Genomic DNA, 24,432 nt, shown 5'->3' with positions numbered 1-24,432 from the left:
TGGGGCATAATTTATGAAACCTTTGAATAGCTAATTTACTTCGTTTTTTCCTCTTCACCAAGAATATTACGTCCAAACCATTTTTTACTGATCTTTTCATACGTACCATCTTTAATGATTTCATCTAAAGCCTTATTTACTTTCTCAACCATTTCTTTATCATCTTTACGAATAGCAATTCCCATTTCATCAAGATTTAATGGTTTTCCAGCTTCTTTTATATTTGATTTACCTTCTTTAATCATGCGTAAACCAACCATTTGATCAGTGATTACTGCATCAATACGTCCAGGCTCTAAGTCCATAAGTGCAGTAATATCGCTATCATATTCTGTAATTTGATCTGTATGTTTTGCAACAAGATCTTTAAAGGTGCTAGCTTTTACAACACCAATTTTCTTACCTTTCAAATTTTCTGGAGAAGAGATAGATGTATTCTTTTTAGCTACGAAAATCTGGGCCCCAGAGCGATAATATGGATTTGAGAAACTAACAGCTTTTAATCGTTCTTCTGTAATGGCCATACTTCCTAATATCACATCATATTTTTTTGATTGTAGACCTTGAATTAGCGTTTCCCATGGATTTGTAATGGGAGTGGGTTTCATTCCCATCTTTTTTGCGAGAGCTTCACCAATTTCCACATCAAATCCGGCAAGCTTTCCGTCATTTTCTTTATAGTTAAAAGGTTTGTATAATCCACTCATCGCATAACGAAATTCTTTTTCACCATTTGAAGAAGTAGTAGCACTTTCCTTGCCACAGGCTCCTAGTATGAAGGATGTACATAATGTAATACTCGCAACAATGGTTAATAGTTTTCTTTTCATAAAACCCCTCCTATATATTGATCATACGGATGGTTTTAAGTATGTTATTGAGATATTTTTGTGCACCGTATGAATGTAGTTCTTTTCGTTTGAAACAGAAGTTACATTATAGAACGTTGCGTAAAAATTGTTTTGCGCGTTCATGTGATGGAGCTGAAAAGAATTGCGCTGGTGGAGCGTCCTCTACAATCTTTCCATCATCCATAAAAATGACGCGATCAGCTACATCTCTTGCGAAATTCATTTCATGAGTAACAATAACCATGGTCATTCCTTCTTCAGCAAGTTCTTTCATAACTTGCAATACTTCTCCAACAAGTTCAGGGTCTAAGGCTGAGGTAGGTTCATCAAATAGCATAATTTTAGGATTCATAGCAAGAGCTCGTGCAATGGCAATGCGCTGTTTTTGACCACCTGACAGGAGGTGGGGAGTTACATCTGCTTTATCTTGTAGGCCGACTTTTTGCAAAAGCTGATTTCCAATCTCCTTTGCATGTGCTGTTTCTAATTTTTTTACATGAATAGGTGCTTCTATGATGTTTTCTAGTGAGGTCATATGGGGAAAGAGGTTAAAGTGCTGAAAAACCATACCAACATTTTCACGGACTTTGTTTAAATTTGAATGCTTTGGATCAATTTGTTCACCTTGTAAGTGAATTTCACCTTCATCGTACATTTCTAAAAAGTTAAGACAGCGAAGTAATGTACTTTTACCGGAACCACTGGCACCAATTAAAACAACAACTTCTTTTTCTTGCACTTCTAAATCAATTCCTTTTAAAACATCAAGTGAGCCAAATGATTTTACTAGATTTCGAACCTGAATCATACAAAACCCCCAGTCAAAATATATTTTACAAATGTTGCCCCTTATTTCTGTTATTAGTCATAAATTGTCAGAATCCTTTATTTTTTTCGGGTGATTTGATATTCAAGGGAATAATGATTTTTAAAATCCCTATATCTTTCTATAACGAAAATATGGATAATAATATATAGGTAGTACTTATATTGCTTATAAAAAGGGGGAAAGAAGAGATGGAAAAAGAAAGGAAGACATTTTCCTTTGGCTTACGTACACAACTTATGCTATTCACTACAGTTTTAGCTTTTATTACATATTCAACAAGTATATTTTTTATTTACGTAATATACGATTATTTTCAAAGTCATGTAAGTCAAACTGTTTATAATATTATCGTTATGTTATTAGGTGTAGTATGGTCTGGGATTTTAGCGTATGGAGCAGCAATCTTTTTAATTAAACCACTTCGAAAGTTGGAGGAGGCGGCGAGAAAAGCGGCTGAAGGAGATATTCGTGAAGATGTTCCATTACCAAAAACAGATGATGAGATTAAATCTTTAAGTGTTGCATTTAATATGATGCTAGGAAACTTAAGGGGCATGGTAAAGAATATTGATACAACATTTTCGTATACAAACAATCAAGTACAGCAGATTAGAAAACAAACAGGCGAAGCAACGAAACAAGCACAAGGTGTTTCTGAGACACTTGCAGAGATTTCTTCTGGAGCTGAGCAATCGGCCGCTTCCATTCAGGCAATTGTGTCTGCCGTTGATACAACAACTTCTATTGCAAGTGAAGTAGAAGAGAAAGCGAAACAGTCTGATGAGTTGTCTTCAGAAATGGTTCAAGCTTTAGGGCATAGTACTCGTGTCTTTACTTCCTTAATTCAAGGTATTCAAACATTGGCAAAAGAAAATGAAGATTCAATGCAAAATGTACAGAAGTTAGAAGAACGAATGAAACAAGTAGAACATATTGTTTCTGTTGTGAGTGAGATTGCTAGTCAAACGAATTTATTAGCACTAAACGCTTCTATTGAGGCTGCTCGTGCTGGAGAACATGGAAGGGGCTTTGCAGTTGTAGCTGAAGAAGTACGTAAACTTGCCGATGAAAGCGATCATTCTGCAAGAAACATATCGCAGTTATTACGAAATATGAAAGATGAAGTACAACAAGTTGCAATGAAAATGACAGAACAAGTGAAAATAGCTAAAGAAGAGGCAAAACGTGGGGAAGCTACGGAATTAATTTTAAAAGAGATGTCATCAAGTGTTATGGAAGTGGCTGATGCAACGAAGCAAATTAGTAGTTATATGAATGAACAAGTGAGTCACATTCATCAAACAGGAGCACAAACAAAGGCTGTAGCAGCAATTGCTGAGGAAACATCAGCTGGTTCACAAGAAGTGGCACGTGTGACGTTGCAACAATCTAAAAATATGGTAGTAATCGATCAATTATTAAAGGATTTAGAGAAGCAAGCAGCGGACTTAAAACAAACAATTGAACGATTTTCAATGTAAAAAGGAAGAACAGTATTCTGTTCTTCCTTTTTTACGTATGAAAGGGTGGGATACTTTGTTGAAAATGAAAAACATTACAAGGATCATATATGGTTTTCACTTTACGCAATCTTTGAAAGTTAGGGCCATAATAACTAGTTTGCCAATTTTTAATGTCGATATCGGGCCAATTGACATAGTCACCTAGTGTATAAGGATCTAAGGTTTCTCGTAAATCTTTAACCCAGCGTATATTTTGATTTTCTTCATCATCGCATTTCCAAGAGGTAATGTATTCTTGCGCAATAATTGCTTTACGATGAAAATAAGCTGTTTCAGTAGGCGGAATATTTTCAACAGCACCTACGAGTGATTGGTGCCAAATACTCGCATCTTTATTTGGTGCATGAGAAAGAAAGTGTTGCATGATTTGAATTCCTTTAAGAGGGATAGGTTTATATACGTAGGAACCGGAGCGCTTAAAGTTTTCAGGGATATTACCACTGTTAAAAAATTCAACAGCCTTTATATAAGGAACTTCATCTATAAAGAGAGAGGGGGTACCAGTTTCAAGAAGAGGAGATAATAAGGCGTGGAGTTCAGAGGGGGAGCCAACAAATTCACCTTGTGCTTCAATTTTATTTTGTTGCTTTGCAAATAATTCAATTGATGAAGTGAGACGTTCGTCTATATAAGGCGCCCAGTTTTGCCAAGCTTGAAATGCAGCAATAAAATCTTCCCATTCCCATGTAATGGAGAAGATTGATACATTTTTTATAGGATGTACTCGAAAAGTTAAAGAAGTAACAATGCCGAAGTTTCCACCACCACCACCGCGGCACGCCCAAAACAAGTTCTGGTTCTCATGTTCGTTTGCGCGAATAATTTTTGCTCCAAATGTACCGCACGCTTGTACCATTTCAACTTCTACTAATTGATCACATGTTAATCCAAATAAGCGTGAAAGCATACCGATGCCACCACCAAGTGTTAATCCAACAATTCCAACACTTGCACTTGTACCGGCTGGTATTGTAACACCATATTTCCAAAGTTTTTTATAGACAGTGCCGAGATTTGACCCAGCCTCAAGTGTTGCGGTTAAATTTTTGGTATTAACAGTAATTTGATTCATTTCACTTACATCAATAATAAGTCCTCTATTTAAAAGAGAAAAATTTTCATAGCTATGACGTCCACTTCTTAAACGAAATGGTATATGACGTTCGCGTGCCCATTTTAAGGCGTTACAGACATCATTTTTATTTTGGCAAAAAACAATAATACAAGGGATTTTTGGAATACTTAAATTTAAATTCATTCGGGATACGTCATAGTCAGGATCTGAAGGAACAACGATACGACCTGTTAATTTTGTTTGTTTCAATTTATCACGCCTTTCTAAAATAAGCAGTGCTTTTTATTAATATATGAAATGCGTATGTAACGTGCGTGGACAAGAGTAGGTGAGGAATGAGTTTGCTTTTGTGAGAAATAAATAAAGCATAAGAATAAAGAATCTACATTGAGTTCAATGAAAACAGTTGCAAACTATTCATATTTTGTTATGATAGTGTTACGAAAACGTTTGCATAAATTTCCCGACGGGATGCAAAAGGAGAGAATGACTATGAATAAGACATGGTGGAAAGAAGCGGTTGCTTATCAAATTTATCCACGTAGCTTTATGGATTCAAATGGTGATGGTATTGGAGATTTACAAGGTATTATTGCAAAGCTGGACTATTTAAAAGATTTAGGTATAGATGTAATTTGGATTTGTCCAATGTATAAGTCACCTAATGATGATAATGGCTATGACATTAGTGATTATCAAGATATCATGGATGAGTTTGGTACGATGGAAGACTTTGATGCTTTACTAGATGAAGTTCATAAGCGTGATATGAAGCTTATTATTGATTTAGTTATTAATCATACGAGTGATGAACATCCATGGTTTATTGAATCTCGTTCATCTAAAGACAATCCGAAGCGTGATTGGTATATTTGGCATGATGGTAAAGATGGTGCGGAACCAAACAACTGGGAAAGTATTTTTAATGGTTCGGCATGGGAATATGATGAAGTAACAGGACAATATTATTTACATTTATTCTCGCGTAAACAACCAGACTTGAACTGGGAGAATAAAGAAGTTCGCGAAGTATTATACGATACAGTGAATTGGTGGCTTGATAAAGGAATTGATGGTTTCCGAGTGGATGCAATTAGCCATATTAAAAAAGAAGATGGTTTTAAGGATATGCCAAATCCAAAAGAACTAAAGTATGTACCATCTTTTGATAAGCATATGAATGTGGATGGTATTCAACCTTTATTAGAAGAGTTAAAAGAAAATACGTTTTCTAAGTACGATATTATGACTGTTGGTGAAGCGAATGGCGTTAAGATTGAAGATGCTGAGCTTTGGGTTGGAGAAGAGCAAGGTAAATTCAATATGGTATTCCAGTTTGAACATTTAAGCTTATGGGATGCAGAAAAGAAGAAAGACCTTGATGTTGTAGGGTTGAAAAAGGTATTAACAAAATGGCAAAAAGGGTTAGAAAATAAAGGGTGGAATGCTTTATATATCGAGAATCACGATAAACCACGTATCGTTTCAACGTGGGGAGATGATAAACAATATTGGCGTGAAAGTGCAACAGCTCTTGGAGCGATGTATTTCTTTATGCACGGTACACCGTTTATTTATCAAGGGCAAGAAATTGGTATGACAAATGTTCAATTCCCAAATATTGAAGATTACGATGATGTAGCAATTAAAAATTTATATCGAGAGAAAATTGCAGAGGGCGTATCACATCAAGAAATGATGGAGATTATATGGGCTTCTTGCCGCGATAATTCACGTACACCTATGCAGTGGAATGATGAGAAGAATGCTGGCTTCACAACAAGTGCACCTTGGTTTGGTATGAATCCAAACTACAAAGAAATTAATGTTGAAAAGCAGAAAAATGAAGAGAATTCTATTTTCAATTTCTATAAGAAAATGATTGCCGTGAAAAAAGAGCACGATGTACTGAACTACGGTACGTATGATTTACTTTTAGAAGATGATCCGCAAATTTATGCATATACTCGTACATTAAACGATGAAAAAATTGTTGTAATTAGCAATATCTCAAAAGAGGAAGCTGTGTACAATGAGAGTTCATTCGCACTAGAACGCAAACGTTTGCTTTTAAATAACTATGAAATTGTGGAACATGAACAAGTAACTACAATCACGTTAAAGCCTTATGAAACAAGGGTTTATCGCATTTCGTAATAAAAAAGGATGCTCTTAGAGCATCTTTTTTTATGAAAAAAAATAAATTTCTATTGCAATGTGAAAACGCTTTTATTAAAATAGATTTATGAAAACGGTTGCGTAAAGAGGAAAATGAAGTGACATAAGGAATCGTTTTCATAAGAAAAATAGAAATTATAATTTAAATCATTATGTTGTTATAAATAAAGGGGAGGAAGAACAGATGAAAATTACGTCTTTTGATTTTTGGCAAAAGTTCGGGAAAGCATTATTAGTTGTTGTAGCTGTAATGCCAGCAGCTGGTTTAATGATTTCTATCGGTAAGTTAATTGGGATGTCTGCTGGGGATATTAACGCAGTTCATACAATCGCTCGAGTAATGGAAGACATCGGTTGGGCAATTATTACAAATCTACACATCTTATTCGCAGTAGCAATTGGGGGATCTTGGGCGAAAGATCGCGCAGGTGGTGCATTTGCAGCGCTATTAGCATTCGTCTTAACAAACAGAATTACAGGAGCTATATTTGGCGTAAACGCTGAAATGTTAGCGGATTCAAAAGCAAAAGTTTCTTCAGTATTAGCAGGAGATTTAATTGTAAAAGATTACTTTACTTCTGTACTTGGTGCACCAGCATTAAACATGGGAGTTTTCGTAGGGATTATCACAGGTTTCTTAGGAGCTACTTTATATAACAAATATTATAACTATAACAAACTGCCACAGGCATTAGCATTCTTTAACGGAAAACGATTCGTACCATTCGTTGTGATTGTTTGGTCTACAGTCACTGCAATTGTATTATCACTTTTATGGCCATTCATCCAAAGTGGATTAAATGAATTCGGTCGCTGGATTGCAGCTTCAAAGGATAGTGCACCAGTTGTTGCACCATTTGTATATGGAACGTTAGAGCGTTTACTATTACCATTCGGTTTACACCATATGTTAACAATTCCGATGAACTACACAGAGCTAGGCGGAACATATACGATGTTAACTGGCTCAAAAGTTGGACAAATTGTAGCAGGACAAGATCCTTTATGGCTTGCATGGATTACAGACTTAAATAATTTACTAGCAAATGGAGATACAAAAGCATATAACGATTTATTAAATAACGTTGTACCAGCTCGTTTCAAAGCTGGACAAGTTATCGGTTCAACAGCAGCGTTAATGGGTATTGCTTTCGCGATGTTCCGTAATGTTGATAAAGAAAAACGTGCAAAATATAAACCAATGTTCTTATCAGCTGCATTAGCAGTATTCTTAACAGGTGTAACAGAACCAATTGAATTTATGTTCATGTTTATTGCTCCAGTATTATATGTTGTATATGCAATTACAACAGGACTTGCATTCGCGTTAGCAGATTTAATTAACTTACGTGTTCATGCATTCGGATTTATTGAGTTAATTACTCGTACACCGATGATGGTTAATGCAGGACTAACTAGAGATTTAATCAATTTTGTTATCGTTTCATTCGTATTCTTCGGTCTGAACTTTACATTATTCAATTTCTTAATTAAAAAGTTCAACTTACCAACACCAGGACGTGCAGGTAACTATATTGATAATGAAGATGAGTCATCAGAAGGAACAGGAAATGTACAAGATGGTTCATTAGCAACGAAAGTTATTGATCTATTAGGTGGAAAAGATAATATTGCAGATGTAGATGCTTGTATGACACGTTTACGTGTAACAGTAAAAGATTTAGACGTTGTTGCACCAGAAGCGCAGTGGAAACAAAATGGTGCTTTAGGACTGATCGTAAAAGATAAAGGTGTACAAGCAGTATATGGTCCGAAAGCTGACGTATTAAAGTCAGACATTCAAGATATGTTAGGTGCGTAATAAGATGAAATTGCTAACTTTAAACTGTCACTCTTGGCAAGAAGAGAATCAAATGGAAAAGATAAAATATCTTGCTAAAGTCATTCAAGAAGAAGAGTACGATGTCATCGCATTGCAAGAAGTAAGTCAGTCGATACAAGCTGAAAATGTATGCGGTAACAAGAAAGAAGATAATTTTGGGCTTTTACTATTAGCAGAGTTAAAAGCGTTACATGTAAAAGATTACAATATTACTTGGGATTTCTCTCATATTGGTTATGATGTGTATGAAGAAGGATTAGCGATTATAACGAAGCATAGTATTATAAAAGAAGATACGTTCTTTATATCAGAAAATAAGGATACAACGTATTGGAAAACACGTAAAATTGTAAGTACAACAATTGCTTATAATGGTAAGAACGTCACGTTTTACTCTTGCCACCTCGGTTGGTGGAATGATGAAGAAGAATCATTCCAAGATCAAGTTGAGCGTTTAATGGAGCGTGTAGATAGTAATGAACGATCCTTCTTAATGGGTGATTTTAATAATAACGCCCGTTTGCAAGGTGAAGGCTATGAATATATGATACAAAAAGGTTTGTACGACACATATGAACTAGCAATAGAGAAGGATGAAGGAACAACTGTCCAAGGTGAAATTGCTGGTTGGGATGAAAATAAACATAATTTGCGAATCGATCTAATATTGTGTAACCGAAGTGAAAAAGTTCGTTCTTCAAAAGTTATTTTTAATGGTATAAACCGAAAGGTAATTTCAGATCATTTCGGTGTGGAAGTACAAGTAGATATATAATAGAAGAAATCCTCACAGATGATGAAAAGCTGTGAGGATTTTTTTGAGGAATACAAGTATTTCCAAGAGAAAATACTTGTATTTTTTATGACATTTCCTATATATTTGTTATTATTGAATGTAAAACTAATTTGGTCATTTTGTATGCATACTTTTTTTACTTCGTTATATAATGAAGTAAGTGAAATATTTAATGGGAAAAATAGTGTGTTTTCGTTTAATCCACGATGTAGAAAGTGATATAATTGCAAAATGCATGTATCATTTTCTAAAGAAGGAAAAATATATAATTAGGTGATAACTTCTATGAAACAAATTTGGCGTATTTATAAGACAGATTTACGGAATGTAGCTAAACATTGGGCTGCAATTGTTATTGTTTTAGGATTAATGATTTTACCATCGTTATATGCATGGTTTAACATTAAAGCTTCTTGGGATCCTTATGGAAATACGAAAGGAATCCAGATTGCAGTTTCTAACCAAGATGTTGGATCAAATTTAAGAGGGAAAGATATTAACATCGGGAAAGAAATTGTAGATTCACTTAAGAAGGACAAAAATTTTGGGTGGAAGTTTGTTGATGAAAAGCAAGCGATTTATGGGGTAGAGCGTGGAGATTATTCTGCAAGTATTACTATTCCAAAGGATTTCTCTGAAAAGATTGCAACAGTCTTGAATGAAAATCCACAGAAACCAGAAATTGATTATTACGTAAATGAAAAGGTCAATGCCATTGCGCCGAAGATTACAGCTAAAGGTGCATCGGGGCTGACAGAAGAGATTAGTAAAAACTTTGTTAAAACAGCAAACGGCGAGATTTTTGAAATCTTCAACGATCTTGGAATCGATTTAGAAACTAACTTACCGAGTATCGAGAAAGTAAAAGACCTTGTATTTAAGTTAGAAGCGCAGTTCCCAGAAATGAATACATTGATGGATAAGGCGTTAGATGATGCGACTCGAGCAGAGGATATTGTGAAAGTGGCGCAGAAAGATTTACCTGTTGTAGAGAGTGTCATAAATGATGGACAGGAAGCGTTGGCGAATTTAGATAAGTTCTTTGCAAGACAAGATCAAACATTAAAAAATGCTCCAGGGAAGATAAGAAATGATTTAGTAGTAGCACAAGGTGTTATGGATAGTGCAGCTGCATTTACCGACTTTTTAATGAATCCAGGTGTTGATCTAAACATCCCTGATTTCTCTGGAATGAATGGCCTGCCTGAATTCCCTGCAAGACCAGACCTTTCTAAGTTGAATAGTGATGGTTATAAGGGGATAGCACAAAATATTAATCAAACAGTAAATAATGTTTTAAGCTCATCACGTGCAGGAACAGCTTATGGGAAAAGTGTTGTAAATGGATTGCAAAATGGTCAGTTTGATCCAGAGCAAGCAAAGAAAGATTTAAATGCAGTATCAGATCAACTGCAAGCTCGTACAGAAAATATTTCATATCTTATTAATATATTTACTGAACTTCAAAACTCAGCCACGACTGATTTTGGAAAAAGCTTCTTCCAAGGGCGAGTGGATCGCTTAACTAAGCTTAAAGGTAGTATGGAAAATGCAAATAACGGCATTAAAGATATTGTAAGTGTTATCGGTACAGGACAAGAAGTAAAGAAAGATGTAACAGATGTAGCAAATCAAAAGTTAGATGCAGCAAACTCATTAATTGATCAAGCGGAAAAAGATTACAATGAAACATTTGTAGCAGATTATAAAAAAGCAGTTAGCACAGTAGATCAAGCTAAAGCAGATGCAAATGAAATATATGATAATGCAAAAGCGGATTATGAGAAAGCAAAGAATAGTCTTGAAAGTACTAAATCTAGTGTCCAAAAAGCATTAGAGGATGTACAAAATAGAGGTGTTAATGGTTTAGAAGGTTCGAAGGAAGCCTTAAAAAGTTTAAATGGTCAATTCCAAGCTGGAATTGGTTTAATCGATGATATGATTCCAGTTCTAGAAAGTACAAATAAGGTTTTAGCAGATGTAAGTAGTGATAAAAACCTTAATAATGGAATTGCAAAATTAAATAAAGCAAAAAGTAGTCTGCAAAAAGGTGTAGATGCAACGAATAAGGGAATTACACTTCTTAACAATGGACAGAAACCTACAAAAGATGTAATTGAAAGTATTAACAACGCTGCGAAGGGCGGGTCAGCTCAATTAACAGATGTATTATCGACGTATGATTCAGAAATTGTACCTAATTTCAATACAGCAATTGCTCGTACAAAAGAGATGTCGAAAAATACAACTCAAATTTTAAATGATGCAGACAAAAAGCTTCCAGATGTTAAAAAGCTACTAGAAGATTCATCAAAAGGCTTAGTAGACGGTAGAAAGAAATTAGCAGACATTAAAGCTGACATGCCGGAGACTGAGAAAAAGATTAAAGACTTAGCAAATAAAATTCGTGATTTTGAATCAGAAGAGGATATAAAAGACATCATACGCTTATTGAAAAATGATGTTGAAAAGCAAAGTGATTACTTCGCGAATCCAGTAAATTTAAAAGAGAATAAGTTATTTGCAATGCCGAACTACGGTTCAGCGATGTCACCATTCTACACAGTGCTTGCATTATGGGTAGGCGCACTATTAATGGTTTCGTTATTAACGGTAGAAGTACATGAAGAGGGCGCGAATTATAAGAGCCATGAAATATACTTTGGACGTTTATTAACATTCTTAACGATAGGTCTTTCGCAGGCATTTATCGTATCGATGGGGGATATATTCTTACTCGGTACGTACGTAGTCGATAAATTCTGGTTTGTGTTATTTAGTTTATTTATTGGCGGAGTATTTGTTTGTATCGTGTACTCGCTCGTTTCTATTTTCGGAAACGTTGGGAAATCGATGGCAATCATTTTACTTGTGCTTCAAGTAGCAGGATCGGGTGGTACGTTCCCAATTCAAATGACACCACCATTCTTCCAAGCAATTTATCCGTTCTTACCATTCACATATGCAATTAGTGCAATTCGTGAAACAGTAGGTGGCATGCTTTGGGATATAGTTATTAGAGATTTACTTGTATTAAGTGTGTTCGTAGTAGTCATCGTTATCGCTGCGTTATTATTGAAAACACCAATTAACAAATCGAGTGAAAAGTTTGTTGAGAACGCAAAAGGAAGTAAAATTATTCATTAATAAAAAAAGGTTCCTACCGATAGAGGTAGGAACCTTTTTGTTTAATCAAATTTTAATTTCTTTAATGCTTCTGCGAACGGGTTGTTTAATGGTTCTTCTTCTTTATTCTGTTGTTTCATATATTTTTGAACGTCGCGCTTATCAGCCTTGCTTCCAGATTCTTTTTTACGTCTCTCCTGGAATGTCGATAATTTCTCGCGATAGCCACATTTACATGCGAAAATTTGGCCAGCGCCTTCACCACGTAATTCTAACTTCTTCTTACATTGTGGGCAACGAGCGTTTGTTGTACGAGATACATTTTTACGATGACCACATTCACGGTCTTGGCAAACGAGCATTTTTCCTTTTTTGCCGTTTACCTCCAGCATTGGTTTACCACAGTCTGGACAAGACTTCGTTGAAATGTTGTCATGTTTATATTTTTTATCACTCGATTTAATTTCAGAAACAATTTCTTTCGTATAGTTCTTCATTTCTGAAATGAATACTTCTTTTTTCAGTTTACCCTTCGCAATTGCTTCGAGCTTTTGTTCCCAATCACCAGTTAGCGTAGGTGATTTTAACTCTTCTGGCACTAAATCGAGTAACTGACGACCTTTTGAAGTAATGTGAATATCTTTACCACGTTTTTCAAGTAAGAATGAATTGAATAGCTTGTCGATAATATCAGCTCGTGTCGCTACAGTACCTAATCCACCAGTTGATTTTAACGTATCAGCAAGTTGTTTATTTTGCGTATCCATATATTTTGTAGGATTCTCCATTGCTGAAAGTAAAGTCGCCTCGTTAAAACGTGCAGGTGCTTTTGTTTGACCTGATGTTTGCATAATTAACTTCACAGTTAATGTATCGCCTTTTTCAATGTGAGGTAGAAGTTGCTCTTTTACGTCATCGGTTACATCATCATCTTCAAAGCGATTTTCATATACTTCCTTCCAGCCGGCATGTAGAATAGTTTTTCCGCGTGCGATGAACGTTTCATTACCAACTTTTGTGCGTAGCGTTAGTTGTTCGTATTCGAATGCTGGGAATAAAACGGCTAAGAAACGTTTTACAACTAAATCATAAATTTTACGTTCTTTATCTGTGAAGGCCGAGAAGTTAACGTATCCTTCTGTTGGAATAATTGCGTGATGATCACTTACTTTACTATCATCAACAAATGACTTATTAGACTTGATAGGCTTTTGTAATACTTTATGTGCTAAAGGACGGTACTCTCCAACGCCACATGCTTTTAGACGTTCTGGGAGTGTTCCAACGATATCAGATGAAATATAGCGTGAATCTGTACGAGGGTACGTTAGCACTTTATGTTGCTCATACAATTTCTGCATAATGTTTAATGTTTCTTTCGCAGAATAACCGAACTTTTTATTTGCATCACGTTGCAATTCAGTTAGATCGTAAAGACCAGGAGAGAATGACTTCTTCTGTTTTTTATCAATTTCTACAACAGTAGCATTATGTTTATCTAAACCTTTTACAATACCATCGATTTTTTCTTTATTAAAACTGCGACTATTGCCGTTTGCATCTTGCCAAGTTAGTTTTAACTGATTCGTTGTTTGAGCTTCGATGCCGTAGTAAGTTTGAGCTTTGAAGTTCTTTATTTCATCTTCACGATTAGCGATCATAGCGACAGTAGGTGTTTGAACACGGCCGCAATTCAGCTGGGCATTAAAGCGAGTCGTTAAAGCTCGAGTCGCGTTAAGACCGATATACCAGTCAGCTTCTGAACGTGCAACTGCAGAAGCGTATAAATTGTCATATGCTTTACCTGGTTTTAAATTAGCGAAGCCATCTTTAATTGCTTTATCAGTAACGGATGAAATCCATAGACGTTTGATTGGTTTGTTAACTCGAACCTTATCAATAATCCAGCGAGCGACTAACTCTCCTTCACGTCCAGCATCTGTTGCTACAATAATTTCAGTTACATCTTTTCTAAGAAGCTGACTTTTTACAGCATTAAATTGTTTCCCTGTTTGTTTAATCACCGTTAATTTCAAACGCTCTGGTAGCATCGGTAAATCTTCTAAATTCCACTTTTTATATTTCACATCATAGCTTTCTGGATCTGCTAATGTAACGAGATGACCTAAAGCCCAAGTTACAATATATTTACTACCTTCAAGGTAGCCGTTTCCTTTTTTATCGCACTTCAGTACGCGAGCAATATCACGTGCAACGGAAGGCTTTTCAGCGATTACAACGCTTTTTGACATATTTAAAACATCCTTTCAAATTTCCATACGTTAACTATAGCATACATCTTCTTGAGATTCAGTTTCGCTCCAGATTTGAACGTTTTTTAGTGGGATAACATCTGTTTGAAAGTGAATGATGGCGACAGAACATAATATGCACCATGATGAGACTATGAGAAATAGATACTTATTTATTATACGTATTGTTTTATTAGTTGCTTCTATATTAAATAGAAAAGTAAAGAACTTGTTATTTTACTAGAATAAGAGTAGACTTTGAAGTAGAAGAATACTAAACACATGGGAGTTTGTGGATGCAAACTGAGAGTATGACTAATCCGTCATTGACCATTTGAACCTGTTGGATAATGCCAGCGTAGGGAGAGTGTAAAAGCACATGTTCAGGCACTTTGCGTACGCGCAAAGTGTCTTTTTGTGTATCTCCCATCACTATAGTTAGGGGATGAGAATGATGAATATAAAAGAAATTAGTAAAGTAGTGGATTTGGTGAGAGAATCTAATCCGCTCGTTCATAATATTACAAATGTCGTTGTAACAAATTTTACAGCTAACGGTTTGTTAGCGTTAGGGGCATCGCCTGTAATGGCGTATGCAAAAGAAGAAGTAGCAGAAATGGCTAGCATTGCTGGAGCGTTAGTATTAAATATGGGGACACTTCGCCCTGAAGAAGTAGAAGCAATGTTACTTGCAGGTAAATCAGCAAATGTGAACAATGTACCAGTACTGTTTGATCCAGTTGGTGCAGGAGCAACATCGTATCGAACAGAAGTTGCGAGACATATTCCAGCTGAAATCGAGTTAGCGATTATTCGCGGAAATGCAGCTGAAATAGCGAATGTTATTAATGAGAGATGGGAAATTAAAGGAGTAGACGCTGGTGCTGGAAATGGTAATGTCGTAAGTATTGCAAAGCAGGCAGCAGACGAATTGAATACAGTTGCGGTAATTACTGGAAAAGAAGATGTTGTTACAGATGGAGAGCGAACTATTCTTATTCAAAATGGTCACCCTATTTTAACGAAAGTTACAGGTACTGGTTGTTTACTAACTTCTGTAATAGGAGCATTTGTAGCGATAGAAAAGGATTATGTAAAGGCAGCGGTAGCCGCATTAACATTTTATGGTGTAGCTGCGGAACTAGCAGCTGCCAAGACAGTGGAAAAGGGACCGGGTAGTTTCCAAATTGAATTTTTAAATCAGTTAGCGAATACCACTTCAGGTGATATTGAGAAGTATGGGAAGATTGAGATTATATAGTAAGGAGGGGAACTAGATGTCGCGGATTACAAAGGCTGAAATGTCTAGGTTATTATCAGTATATTTTATTATGGGAAGTAACAATTGTACGAAGGAGCCACTACGAGTATTGAGAGATGCACTTGAAGGCGGTATAACAATTTTTCAATTTCGTGAAAAGGGGGAAGGCGCTTTAACGGGAGAGAAACGCATTTGTTTCGCAAAAGAACTACAAGCAATTTGTAAGGAGTACGGTGTACCATTCATCGTAAATGATGATGTGGAACTAGCTCTCGAGTTAGATGCAGATGGCGTGCATGTTGGACAAGATGATGAAGGAATTACTTCTGTTCGTGAAAAAATGGGGGATAAAATTGTTGGTGTATCTACACATACAATTGAAGAAGCACGTTGGGCAATTGAAAACGGAGCTGATTATTTAGGTGTTGGCCCTATTTTCCCAACGAGTACGAAAAAAGATACGAAAGCTGTGCAAGGAACGAAATGTTTAGCTCATTTTAGAGAGCAAGGAATTACAATACCGATCGTCGGAATTGGTGGTATTACAATTGAAAATACAGCTTCAGTTATAGAAGCAGGTGCGGACGGTGTTTCCGTTATTTCCGCGATTAGTTTAGCAGAATCTGCGTATGAAAGTACGAAGAAGCTAGTAGAGGAAGTAAGTAACAGTTTGTAGAAGAAGGCTATGTAGTATTAAAAGGCTACATAGCTTTTTATTTTTTTCTGATATTGATATTTAGAAAAAGGGAGATGATTGTTTGAAACGTAAACAGTTTGTAGAGTTGCAAAATGAATTATTTCGTTTATTCGAACAAGGAGACTTTGATGTTATTTATAGATACATAGATAAAGCGAAAAGAGAGTTCCCTGAAAGGATGGATAAAACTAGCTTTTGGGAAGCGTGTGTACTTTCGATAGAAGGGAAGTATGAAGAAGCAATTGTTAGTTTAAATGAAGCTTTAGAAAAGGGGATTTGGTGGAATCCACATACACTTATGCAGGATGAAGATTTAAAGGAATTACGAGAGAATGAAGCTTTTAAAATGATAGTGAAAAAGTGTGAAGAAATCTTTAAGAAACAGCAGCTAACAGCCGACCCGAAATTATTTACTTATGGAAATGAAGAGGCGAAGACAGGACTATTTTCTTTACATTGGAGAGGATCAAACATAAATGATTTTGCACCGTATTGGTATGGAGAAGAAATATTACGTGAGTATATGTTAGGTTTTTCTCAATCCTCACAAGTACATGGAATGAATTCTTATAGCTGGGATAATCATGATATAGCTATAAAAGATATTATGAAAAGTTTTAATGATTTTATGGGTAAATATGACTTGGAAGACACCATCCTTGCGGGAGCTTCTCAAGGGGGGAATATAGCGATAGAGTTAGCGTTAAAGAATATGTTAGAGACTCAAAAATTTATTGCAGCTATACCCGCTATTCGAGATGTTGAGGCAATTGAAAGTATAGTCGTATCAAATGATATAACGAATGTAGAAGGATATATTGTTACGGGAGATAAAGATCCGTTTTACGAAAACACGCTTCAATTAATGTCGATGTTCGAGAAATATAATGTGAACTGTAAATTAATTGTGAGAGAAGGTTTGGGTCATCTTTTCCCAGCGGACTTCACACAAATATTAAAGAACATAATGGCAGAATGGACAGTTAAAAATATTTAAACAAACGTTTGATTAAAAAAGCACAAACCCTTTAAAACTTTGGGTTTGTGCTTGTTCTTTAAAACATAATTGAAATTAAGAGCATTCCAATTCCGATAGAAGTGAATGTTGCGATTAGGCCTGGAATCATAAAGCTATGATTTAAAACATATTTACCAATGCCAGTTGTACCAGTGCGATCAAAGTTAATGGCAGCAACGATTGTTCCATAGTTTGGAATGAAGAAGTATCCATTTACTGCAGGGAACATCGCGATTAGTAGTGCTGGTGGAATACCGAGTGATAATCCAAGAGGCATTAAAGCGCGTACTGTTGCTGCTTGACTATATAGTAAAATAGATAGAATGAATAATGCGATGGCAAATAGCCATGGTGCACTTGTTACTAGGTGCTGAATTGATCCTTGAATCATATTTAAGTTTCCGTTAAAGAAAGTATCTCCCATCCAAGCGATCCCGAAAATAGCAACAACTGCTGTTGCCCCCGCTTTAAAGACGTTACCAGACACGATGCTTTCTACATTTGGTTTACAGAAAATAATAATAAGAGCTGCGATCGTTAACATAACCATTTCAATTGTGTTTGGCATGGAAAGACGGGCTAACTTCCCATCAACTATCCATCCTGGACGAAGTGCTTCAAATGAACCGAGAAGTACGACAAGAAAAGTTCCTACTAGGAAAAGGATAACTGATAATTTAGCTCCTTTTACACCAACAAATTCTTTTTTCTCTTCAATCTTAGGAATCATTCCTTCTTTTAATCGTTTTAAGTATTCAGGGTCTTCATTTAATTCTTTCCCCATTTTGCTAGCAACAAATGCAGCTACCATACAAGCGATGAAAGTAGAAGGGATACTTACTTTTAAAATATCTAATAAAGTGATTTTATAGTCAGCTAGCATTGCTAAAAGTGCAACTGTTGCAGCTGATATAGGACTAGCTGTAATTGCTTGTTGGGAAGCGATTACGGCAATTGACATTGGTCGTTCCGGTCTAATACCAGATTCGCGAGAGACTTCTGCGATAACAGGAAGTACAGAATAAGCAACGTGACCAGTTCCTGCGCAGAGTGTAAATAAATAAGTAACAATTGGAGCAAAGAATGTAATGCGCTTTGGATTTTTTCGTAATGCTTTCTCAGCCAGATGAACAAGGTAGTCCATTCCTCCAGCGGCTTGCAGTGCACCGGCAGCTGTAATTACTGCTAAAATCATAAGCATTACATCAATAGGCGGAGCTGTAGGTTGTAAGTGGAAGACGAAAACAAGTATTGCCATACCAACGCCACCCATTACTCCTAGACCAACTCCGCCTAGGCGTGCGCCAATAAAAATGCAGAGTAGTAACGTAAGAAATTGTAGCCAAAACATGATAAACTACCTCCGAAATTCATTAGTTAAGATATATTCGAATAATTTAATTTAAATGAAAATTAAAATAAATACTCAAAACAATCCTTGTGTTATATACATTTTTTATTATATAACACAAGAAATGTAACATTCACGTAGTTTGTTAAATTATTTCGAAAAAATAATACATTAAAACTTTACATTTGCATCTCTAAATAGGTAGACATTTTAATTTTTATGTTGTAATCTTTTGTAGAGAATAATTTAATTCTCATAGAACTCCCATATCGTTCAACTCGTTCAGCGAGAAAGGCAAACTGATGGAAACATTAGGACGCAAAACTGCAGGAGCTAAGGCCGAAAGGCTACGCTAGCCAGTTACCGGACGGATAGGGTTGGTCTTGACCAATGCTCTTTTCATTGGTCTTTTTTTTATTTGTAAACAAATGAGAACTGTTATCAGTTGCTGGTAAGGTTTATATTTTAATAGTTTTCCTTTATATTAAGTTAATTAAGAAAGGTGATGTTGATGAAAAAATATTGGCACAAGCTATCATTTCTTCAAAAGAATGTATTGTTAACTGTGTTAGTTATTTTGACGCTTGTTGGTACTATGGGAGCGTTAAGTTTTAACATGTTTCAAAATAGCATGATGTCTATATTTGAAAGGCATTCTTTTGAAACAGGAGATACGGTATTACATAAATTAGACGAAGAAATAGTGAGAGATGTTACAAAAGATCCAGTGGCACAAAGAGAAAAGAGAGAGAAGTTAACAGAGAAATTAGATGAAGCAACGGAAGAGTTGAATAGTGTTGGACAAACCTATATTGTTGGAGCAAAAGAAAATGAAAAAGGTGAATTACTAATCGTTGATTTGTCTACAGGGTTAGCAAATGTTGTTGAAGTAAGGCCGGGAGAATATTATAAACAACCAGATCTTTGGATGAAAGCATATGATAAAGTAATGAGCACGAAAAAAGCAAATATGACAGAAGTATATGAAGACGCATTAGGAACGTGGGTAACGATATTAGAGCCAATTAAAGATGGAGAAGATAATATTGTGGCACTTGTTGCAGCTGATGTAGATGCCTCTATTGTTCCTAGTACAAAGGAAAAGTTCATTATACAAGGTTTAATGTTTATTTGCATTTCTGTTTTAATTGCAACTTTTATTCAATTCTTAATTGTACGTAACGCACTTGCTCCATTGCGAGATTTACGTGAAGGATTGCGCAAAGTCGGTGAAGGTGATTTAAGTATTAAATTAGAGGAAAGGCCAGATGATATAGGTATTATTAATGCGTATTTTAATAGTACCATCGAGAAGTTTAAAGGAATTATAGATAAAGTGAAGCAGACAGCAGAACAGGTTTCCTCATCTTCACAAGAATTGTCAGTGAGTACGAAAGAGAATAGCATGGCAGTCCAAGGAATCGTAAGTTCTATGGTTGAGTTAAGAGCTGGCGCTCAGTCACAAGAAACTTCAGGACCAAAGTATTTAGGTATTGTATATGAAATGGAAGATAAGATGGAAGAGATAAATAATGCTGCAAAACAAATGGCGAAAGAGTCTGAAGGTATGGAGCATCAATCGGTAAAAGGAAATGGTGTTATTGAACAGACGATTAATCAAATGAACATAATACAAAATGCAGTACAAGATTTATCTTCTACTATTTATTCTTTGGAAACAAGATCAAAAGAAATTAGTGATATTGTAACAGTAATTACCGGTATTTCAAATCAAACCAATTCGCTAGCTTTAAATGCTTTTATTGAAGCTTCACGTGCTGAGGAAACCGGAAATGGATTTGTCGTTGTTGCAGATGAAGTGCGTAAATTAGCAGAGCAGACGGAAGTATCAGCAAAAGATATAGCGAAATTAATAGGGGAAACACAAGTTGAAACGGAAGAAGCTGTTGTTTCAATGCAAAATACTTTAAAAGAAGTAGAATCTGGAATGAAACTTGTTGAAAGTAGTGGTGCTTTCTTTGGGGAAATTTCAAAATCAGCACAATCTGTTACAAATCAAGTTAGAGTTGTTTCTAGCAATTCAAGTGATATATTGCAAAATAGCCAAAATATTGTTCGTGTTGTAAATGAACTATCGCTTATCGCAAATACGTATGCGAATAGTAGTAGTAATGTTGAAGAAAGTATGAAAGAACAGGAAATGTCTGTACAAGATATTGCTGAATTAGCCAGTTCTTTAAGCTGGCTTTCACAGGAGTTACAAGAGTTAATTGGGGAATTCAAAAGTTAAATGAAGTGATTATATGTGCTTTTGTTTGTTCAATAAAATAAATCATGCTACAATGAAAACGAATTAAGGACCGGGGAGCCAATTGGCTGAGAGGATGTAAACAAACATCGACCCTCAACCTGATCTGGATAATGCCAGCGTAGGGAGTTACTTAAAGTGATGTAGCATATGTTATTCTATAATAACTTGCATACAAGGCTTTCCTACGCAGTAGGAAAGCCTTTTCTTGTTTTAATATTTCATTTTATAAGGGGGATTTTACTATGTCACAACAAGTTACAATTTCATTTTCAGTAGTACCACAAGCGAAGAACAAAGATGTGTATTCTGTTGTTGATAAAGCAATTGAGGTTGTACAACAATCGGGAGTTCGTTATGAAGTAGGGGCAATGGAAACAACACTGGAAGGAGAATTAGATGTACTTCTTGACGTCATTAAACGTGCGCAACAAGCTTGTGTGGATGCTGGTGCAGAAGAAGTGATTACTTCTATTAAAATCCATTATCGTCCAAGCACTGGTGTAACGATAGATGAAAAGGTTTGGAAGTACCGTGATGAATATGCAAAACCAGAAGCAATCTAAAATAATTACAACAATTTGGCTTATCCTTCTCATTGCGATATGGGAAGGATCTGTTTCATTATTTAAAATTGAACCGTGGATTTTACCGAAGCCTTCTGCCATTGTTCAAGAATTAATTGGAATGAAAGATTTACTATTACCGAATACGATACAAACGTTACAAGAGGTTATAATTGGACTATTTTTTGCAATTTTAATTGGGACAAGTATTGCAATTATTATGGACGTTATCCCTTTATTTCGTATTTTAATAAATCCGTTGCTTGTTATTTCGCAAACGATTCCAATCGTTGTACTTGCACCGTTATTTATTATTTGGTTTGGATATGGAATGCTACCGAAAGTAATGGTAGTAATACTCGTTTGTTTCTTTCCGATTGCGCTTAGCATTTTAGAAGGTTTTCAAACGGTAGATAAAAATATGTTGAAGTTGTTGCAAACGATGAAGGCAACGAAATGGCAAGTTTACCAGAAAGTAAAGTTTCCAGCAGTGCTTCCATACTTTTTCTCCGGTTTAAAAATTGCAGTTACATATAGCGTAATGGGAGCGATTATTGGAGAATGGCTCGGTGCAAGCGAAGGGTTAGGAGTTATGCTTACGAGGGCTACAAAATCTTTTTTAACTGCCCGGGTATTTGGTGTTGCAGCAATTATCGTCATGGTGACATTATGTCTGTATTTTATCGTGGAGTTTATGGCAAGAATAACAGCACCATGGATATATAGAAAGGACGGCAGAAAATGAAAAAAGGTTTAAAAGTTATGTTGGCTGCCTTATTAGCAGTAGGTGTGGCTGGATGTAATCCGGCGAAGAAAGAAGAAAGTGTAAGTAAAGATCAAAAAGTAAAAGTAGTATTAGATTGGTTCCCGAATACGAATCATACTGGTTTATATGTAGCGCAAGCGAAAGATTATTATAAAAAGAAAGGCTTAGATGTAGAAATTATTCAGCCTGGTGACAATGTAACAGCAGAGCAAATGATAGCTTCAGGAAAAGCTGACTTCGCAATAAGCGCACAAGAAAATGTAACGTTGGCTCGGGTGGAAGGTATTCCTGTTGTATCTGTAGGAGCGATTATTCAGCATAACACTTCAGCTTTTGCGTCACTTAAGAAAGATAACATGACTTCACCGAAAAATTTTGAAGGCAAACGTTACGGAGGCTGGGGAGGACCAGCAGAAGAAGCGACGTTGAAGACAATTATGGAGAAACATCAAGCTGATTTTAATAAAGTCGAAAAAATCATTTTAGGACAAACAGATTTCTTTAAATCAATTGGCCGTGATGCTGATTTTGAATGGATTTATTACGGCTGGGATGGTATTGAAGCGAAGCGTCAAGGAAAAGAGTTAAATACAATTATGGTGAAAGACTTAGACCCAGCGCTTGATTTCTATAGTCCTGTTATTATTACGAGTGAAAAACATACGAAGCAAGATAAAGACTTTGTGAAAAAGTTTATGAGTGCAACGACGGAAGGTTATAATTTTGCAATTAAAGAACCGAAAGAAGCTGCTGATATTTTAATTAAAGCTGTTCCAGATGTGAATAAAGACTTAGTACAAGAAAGTCAAAAGTGGTTAAGTACGAAGTATCAAGATGATGCAAAAGCATGGGGAGTACAGAAGGAAGAAGTTTGGACGAATTACATGAATTTCTTATATGATAACAAAGTTATTAAGAAGAAAATTGATGTAAAAGATGCCTTTACAAATGAGTTCCTTCCAAATGAAAAATGAGTGGATTACAAATAAAAGATATTGTGAAATCTTTCGATGGAAAGAATGTATTAGCAAATATTAGTGCTTCTATACGAGAGGGAGAATTCGTTTCCTTTGTAGGCCCAAGTGGTTGTGGGAAAAGCACATTATTAAATATGATTGCAAATGTTGAAAATCCAACAAGTGGGAATGTAACGTATAAGGATAAGTACGTACAAGAGCAAGATGTTGTAAGTTATATGCCACAGCAGGATTTATTACTACCTTGGCGATCAGCTTTGCAAAATATAGTTCTTCCATTGGAAATCGAAGGTAAACCGAAAAAACAAAGGCTGACAGAGGGAATGGAAGCATTAAAGCAGTTTGAACTAGATGAATATGCAGACCATTATCCAGATGAGTTATCTGGTGGTATGCGTCAAAGAATTAGTTTTTTGCGCACATATTTATGTGAAAAGCCAATTATGCTACTTGATGAGCCTTTTGGGAAATTAGATGCCTTTACAAAAATGGAAGTACATAGCTGGCTTTTAAACTCTTGGCACCAAGAGAAGCAAACAATCGTTATGGTTACACACGACCTAGATGAGGCGATTTTACTTTCAGATCGCGTATTTATTTTATCTCAAAGACCAGCATCAATAGTTGGTGAGGTACAAGTGAAATTACCTAGACCGAGAACGATGGATATGTTAACATCACTTGAGTTAAAGAAGGATAAGGAAGAAATTCTGAGAGTATTAGCTCCTTATATGAAAAAATAGAAAAAGCCTTTTAACAGTTTTTTGTATAATTACTGTTGAGAGGTTTTTTTATATAGGAGGAGAAAGATGAAATCTATAGAAAAAATAGTGAATTCATTAACGATGGACAATCTTGAAGAAGGAACAAAAGAAAAAATAGAGAATAGAATATAACAGAGTAGTTTATACTCTTAATATAACAAATGTTAAAGGAGTGAAAGGATAAAATGACTTTATCAACTGTTCTTCAAATGGTTTTAGCTTGATACGGGAGAAGTCTGCCTATTTTTTAAAATTAAGCTAAATTGAAGACAGCAGGTAAAGAACCTTAA

Annotated in this window: 18 protein-coding genes, 1 pseudogene and 3 riboswitches; of the genes and pseudogenes, 14 read left to right on the top strand and 5 right to left on the bottom strand. The window is 35.6% G+C overall.

Going from position 1 to position 24,432, the window contains the following annotated elements:
* Nucleotides 1-35 precede the first annotated feature (35 nt).
* Together ACXY7N_RS14675 and ACXY7N_RS14670 are read right to left on the bottom strand one after the other, a co-directional pair.
* Nucleotides 36-830, bottom strand: coding sequence for an ABC transporter substrate-binding protein (locus ACXY7N_RS14675; RefSeq protein ID WP_016089494.1), 795 nt, complete (start codon nt 828-830; stop codon nt 36-38).
* A gap of 106 nt (nt 831-936) precedes the next feature.
* A complete protein-coding gene (locus tag ACXY7N_RS14670; protein WP_016089493.1) occupies nt 937-1,659 on the bottom strand; it encodes an amino acid ABC transporter ATP-binding protein in 723 nt (240 codons plus the stop codon).
* Nucleotides 1,660-1,868: 209 nt separating this feature from the next.
* Here ACXY7N_RS14670 and ACXY7N_RS14665 point away from each other — a divergent pair.
* Nucleotides 1,869-2,219, top strand: a pseudogene (locus ACXY7N_RS14665) (HAMP domain-containing protein); the annotation flags it as partial.
* Entirely contained in the window at nt 2,211-3,161 is a 951-nt protein-coding gene (locus ACXY7N_RS14660) for a methyl-accepting chemotaxis protein (RefSeq protein WP_445423431.1), read from the top strand. The pseudogene ACXY7N_RS14665 and the gene ACXY7N_RS14660, both read left to right, overlap by 9 nt.
* A gap of 31 nt (nt 3,162-3,192) precedes the next feature.
* Here ACXY7N_RS14660 and ACXY7N_RS14655 read toward each other — a convergent pair whose 3' ends face one another.
* Nucleotides 3,193-4,527, bottom strand: a complete 1,335-nt coding sequence (locus ACXY7N_RS14655) for an FAD-binding oxidoreductase (protein WP_088083181.1) — start codon at nt 4,525-4,527, stop codon at nt 3,193-3,195.
* 243 nt (nt 4,528-4,770) lie between these two features.
* Here ACXY7N_RS14655 and ACXY7N_RS14650 point away from each other — a divergent pair, with 243 nt between their 5' ends.
* The 4 genes from ACXY7N_RS14650 to ACXY7N_RS14635 all read left to right on the top strand — a co-directional run bounded on the left by ACXY7N_RS14650 (nt 4,771) and on the right by ACXY7N_RS14635 (nt 12,242).
* Nucleotides 4,771-6,435 carry a glycoside hydrolase family 13 protein gene (locus ACXY7N_RS14650; RefSeq protein WP_088083182.1) on the top strand — a complete coding sequence of 555 codons (1,665 nt, stop codon included), beginning with the start codon at nt 4,771-4,773 and terminating at the stop codon, nt 6,433-6,435.
* Nucleotides 6,436-6,640: 205 nt separating this feature from the next.
* On the top strand, nt 6,641-8,278 hold the full coding sequence (locus ACXY7N_RS14645; protein ID WP_016089489.1) for a PTS transporter subunit IIBC: 1,638 nt from the start codon (nt 6,641-6,643) through the stop codon (nt 8,276-8,278).
* Between the two features lie 4 nt (nt 8,279-8,282).
* On the top strand, nt 8,283-9,074 hold the full coding sequence (locus tag ACXY7N_RS14640) for an endonuclease/exonuclease/phosphatase family protein (protein WP_098986123.1): 792 nt from the start codon (nt 8,283-8,285) through the stop codon (nt 9,072-9,074).
* 306 nt (nt 9,075-9,380) lie between these two features.
* A complete protein-coding gene (locus ACXY7N_RS14635; RefSeq protein WP_098986122.1) occupies nt 9,381-12,242 on the top strand; it encodes a YhgE/Pip domain-containing protein in 2,862 nt (953 codons plus the stop codon).
* A 41-nt stretch (nt 12,243-12,283) separates the two neighbouring features.
* Here ACXY7N_RS14635 and topB read toward each other — a convergent pair whose 3' ends face one another.
* Complete coding sequence (topB, locus tag ACXY7N_RS14630; RefSeq protein WP_016089486.1) at nt 12,284-14,473, bottom strand: DNA topoisomerase III; 2,190 nt, start codon at nt 14,471-14,473, stop codon at nt 12,284-12,286.
* Nucleotides 14,474-14,745: 272 nt separating this feature from the next.
* Nucleotides 14,746-14,855, top strand: a riboswitch (TPP riboswitch).
* Between the two features lie 72 nt (nt 14,856-14,927).
* Between topB and thiM the strand changes: the two genes are divergently transcribed.
* The 3 genes from thiM (at nt 14,928) to ACXY7N_RS14615 (ending at nt 17,428) form a co-directional block, all read left to right on the top strand.
* Nucleotides 14,928-15,734 (top strand): hydroxyethylthiazole kinase, encoded by an 807-nt coding sequence (gene thiM, locus ACXY7N_RS14625; protein WP_033659616.1) that lies wholly within the window; start codon nt 14,928-14,930, stop codon nt 15,732-15,734.
* Nucleotides 15,735-15,750: 16 nt separating this feature from the next.
* A complete protein-coding gene (gene thiE / locus ACXY7N_RS14620) occupies nt 15,751-16,410 on the top strand; it encodes a thiamine phosphate synthase (protein WP_016089484.1) in 660 nt (219 codons plus the stop codon).
* An 82-nt stretch (nt 16,411-16,492) separates the two neighbouring features.
* Nucleotides 16,493-17,428, top strand: coding sequence for an alpha/beta hydrolase (locus ACXY7N_RS14615; protein ID WP_016089483.1), 936 nt, complete (start codon nt 16,493-16,495; stop codon nt 17,426-17,428).
* 58 nt (nt 17,429-17,486) lie between these two features.
* Here the strand turns inward: ACXY7N_RS14615 and ACXY7N_RS14610 are convergent, their stop codons facing one another.
* On the bottom strand, nt 17,487-18,800 hold the full coding sequence (locus ACXY7N_RS14610) for an anaerobic C4-dicarboxylate transporter family protein (RefSeq protein WP_000498715.1): 1,314 nt from the start codon (nt 18,798-18,800) through the stop codon (nt 17,487-17,489).
* Between the two features lie 283 nt (nt 18,801-19,083).
* Nucleotides 19,084-19,168: riboswitch (cyclic di-GMP riboswitch) on the top strand.
* 143 nt (nt 19,169-19,311) lie between these two features.
* Between ACXY7N_RS14610 and ACXY7N_RS14605 the strand changes: the two genes are divergently transcribed.
* The 5 genes from ACXY7N_RS14605 (at nt 19,312) to ACXY7N_RS14585 (ending at nt 24,121) form a co-directional block, all read left to right on the top strand.
* The gene (locus ACXY7N_RS14605) at nt 19,312-21,051 is read left to right on the top strand and encodes a methyl-accepting chemotaxis protein (protein ID WP_016089482.1); all 1,740 of its coding nucleotides are present in this window, start codon (nt 19,312-19,314) and stop codon (nt 21,049-21,051) included.
* Between the two features lie 61 nt (nt 21,052-21,112).
* A riboswitch (TPP riboswitch) is annotated at nt 21,113-21,214 on the top strand.
* 100 nt (nt 21,215-21,314) lie between these two features.
* Nucleotides 21,315-21,635 carry an MTH1187 family thiamine-binding protein gene (locus ACXY7N_RS14600; protein ID WP_000082898.1) on the top strand — a complete coding sequence of 107 codons (321 nt, stop codon included), beginning with the start codon at nt 21,315-21,317 and terminating at the stop codon, nt 21,633-21,635.
* Nucleotides 21,607-22,380 carry an ABC transporter permease gene (locus ACXY7N_RS14595; protein WP_016089481.1) on the top strand — a complete coding sequence of 258 codons (774 nt, stop codon included), beginning with the start codon at nt 21,607-21,609 and terminating at the stop codon, nt 22,378-22,380. The genes ACXY7N_RS14600 and ACXY7N_RS14595 overlap by 29 nt, the downstream gene beginning before the upstream one ends.
* Complete coding sequence (locus tag ACXY7N_RS14590; protein ID WP_016089480.1) at nt 22,377-23,375, top strand: ABC transporter substrate-binding protein; 999 nt, start codon at nt 22,377-22,379, stop codon at nt 23,373-23,375. Before ACXY7N_RS14595 ends, ACXY7N_RS14590 begins: the two co-directional genes overlap by 4 nt.
* Nucleotides 23,372-24,121, top strand: coding sequence for an ABC transporter ATP-binding protein (locus tag ACXY7N_RS14585; RefSeq protein WP_016089479.1), 750 nt, complete (start codon nt 23,372-23,374; stop codon nt 24,119-24,121). Before ACXY7N_RS14590 ends, ACXY7N_RS14585 begins: the two co-directional genes overlap by 4 nt.
* The last annotated feature ends 311 nt before the right edge of the window (nt 24,122-24,432 follow it).

This window comes from Bacillus sp. 5w2 (assembly GCF_054353775.1).
The sequence above is the reverse complement of the archived record's forward strand: the minus strand, read 5'-3'. Positions and strand labels throughout refer to the sequence as shown.

What these genes read in the sequence shown, in the direction of transcription:
- ACXY7N_RS14675 (WP_016089494.1), bottom strand. Translation starts at nt 830, where the DNA reads ATGAAAAGAAAACTATTAACCATTGTTGCGAGTATTACATTATGTACA.
- ACXY7N_RS14670 (WP_016089493.1), bottom strand. Translation starts at nt 1,659, where the DNA reads ATGATTCAGGTTCGAAATCTAGTAAAATCATTTGGCTCACTTGATGTT.
- ACXY7N_RS14660 (WP_445423431.1), top strand. Translation starts at nt 2,211, where the DNA reads ATGATGCTAGGAAACTTAAGGGGCATGGTAAAGAATATTGATACAACA.
- ACXY7N_RS14650 (WP_088083182.1), top strand. Translation starts at nt 4,771, where the DNA reads ATGAATAAGACATGGTGGAAAGAAGCGGTTGCTTATCAAATTTATCCA.
- ACXY7N_RS14645 (WP_016089489.1), top strand. Translation starts at nt 6,641, where the DNA reads ATGAAAATTACGTCTTTTGATTTTTGGCAAAAGTTCGGGAAAGCATTA.
- ACXY7N_RS14640 (WP_098986123.1), top strand. Translation starts at nt 8,283, where the DNA reads ATGAAATTGCTAACTTTAAACTGTCACTCTTGGCAAGAAGAGAATCAA.
- ACXY7N_RS14635 (WP_098986122.1), top strand. Translation starts at nt 9,381, where the DNA reads ATGAAACAAATTTGGCGTATTTATAAGACAGATTTACGGAATGTAGCT.
- topB (WP_016089486.1), bottom strand. Translation starts at nt 14,473, where the DNA reads ATGTCAAAAAGCGTTGTAATCGCTGAAAAGCCTTCCGTTGCACGTGAT.
- thiM (WP_033659616.1), top strand. Translation starts at nt 14,928, where the DNA reads ATGAATATAAAAGAAATTAGTAAAGTAGTGGATTTGGTGAGAGAATCT.
- thiE (WP_016089484.1), top strand. Translation starts at nt 15,751, where the DNA reads ATGTCGCGGATTACAAAGGCTGAAATGTCTAGGTTATTATCAGTATAT.
- ACXY7N_RS14610 (WP_000498715.1), bottom strand. Translation starts at nt 18,800, where the DNA reads ATGTTTTGGCTACAATTTCTTACGTTACTACTCTGCATTTTTATTGGC.
- ACXY7N_RS14605 (WP_016089482.1), top strand. Translation starts at nt 19,312, where the DNA reads ATGAAAAAATATTGGCACAAGCTATCATTTCTTCAAAAGAATGTATTG.
- ACXY7N_RS14600 (WP_000082898.1), top strand. Translation starts at nt 21,315, where the DNA reads ATGTCACAACAAGTTACAATTTCATTTTCAGTAGTACCACAAGCGAAG.
- ACXY7N_RS14595 (WP_016089481.1), top strand. Translation starts at nt 21,607, where the DNA reads ATGAATATGCAAAACCAGAAGCAATCTAAAATAATTACAACAATTTGG.
- ACXY7N_RS14590 (WP_016089480.1), top strand. Translation starts at nt 22,377, where the DNA reads ATGAAAAAAGGTTTAAAAGTTATGTTGGCTGCCTTATTAGCAGTAGGT.
- ACXY7N_RS14585 (WP_016089479.1), top strand. Translation starts at nt 23,372, where the DNA reads ATGAGTGGATTACAAATAAAAGATATTGTGAAATCTTTCGATGGAAAG.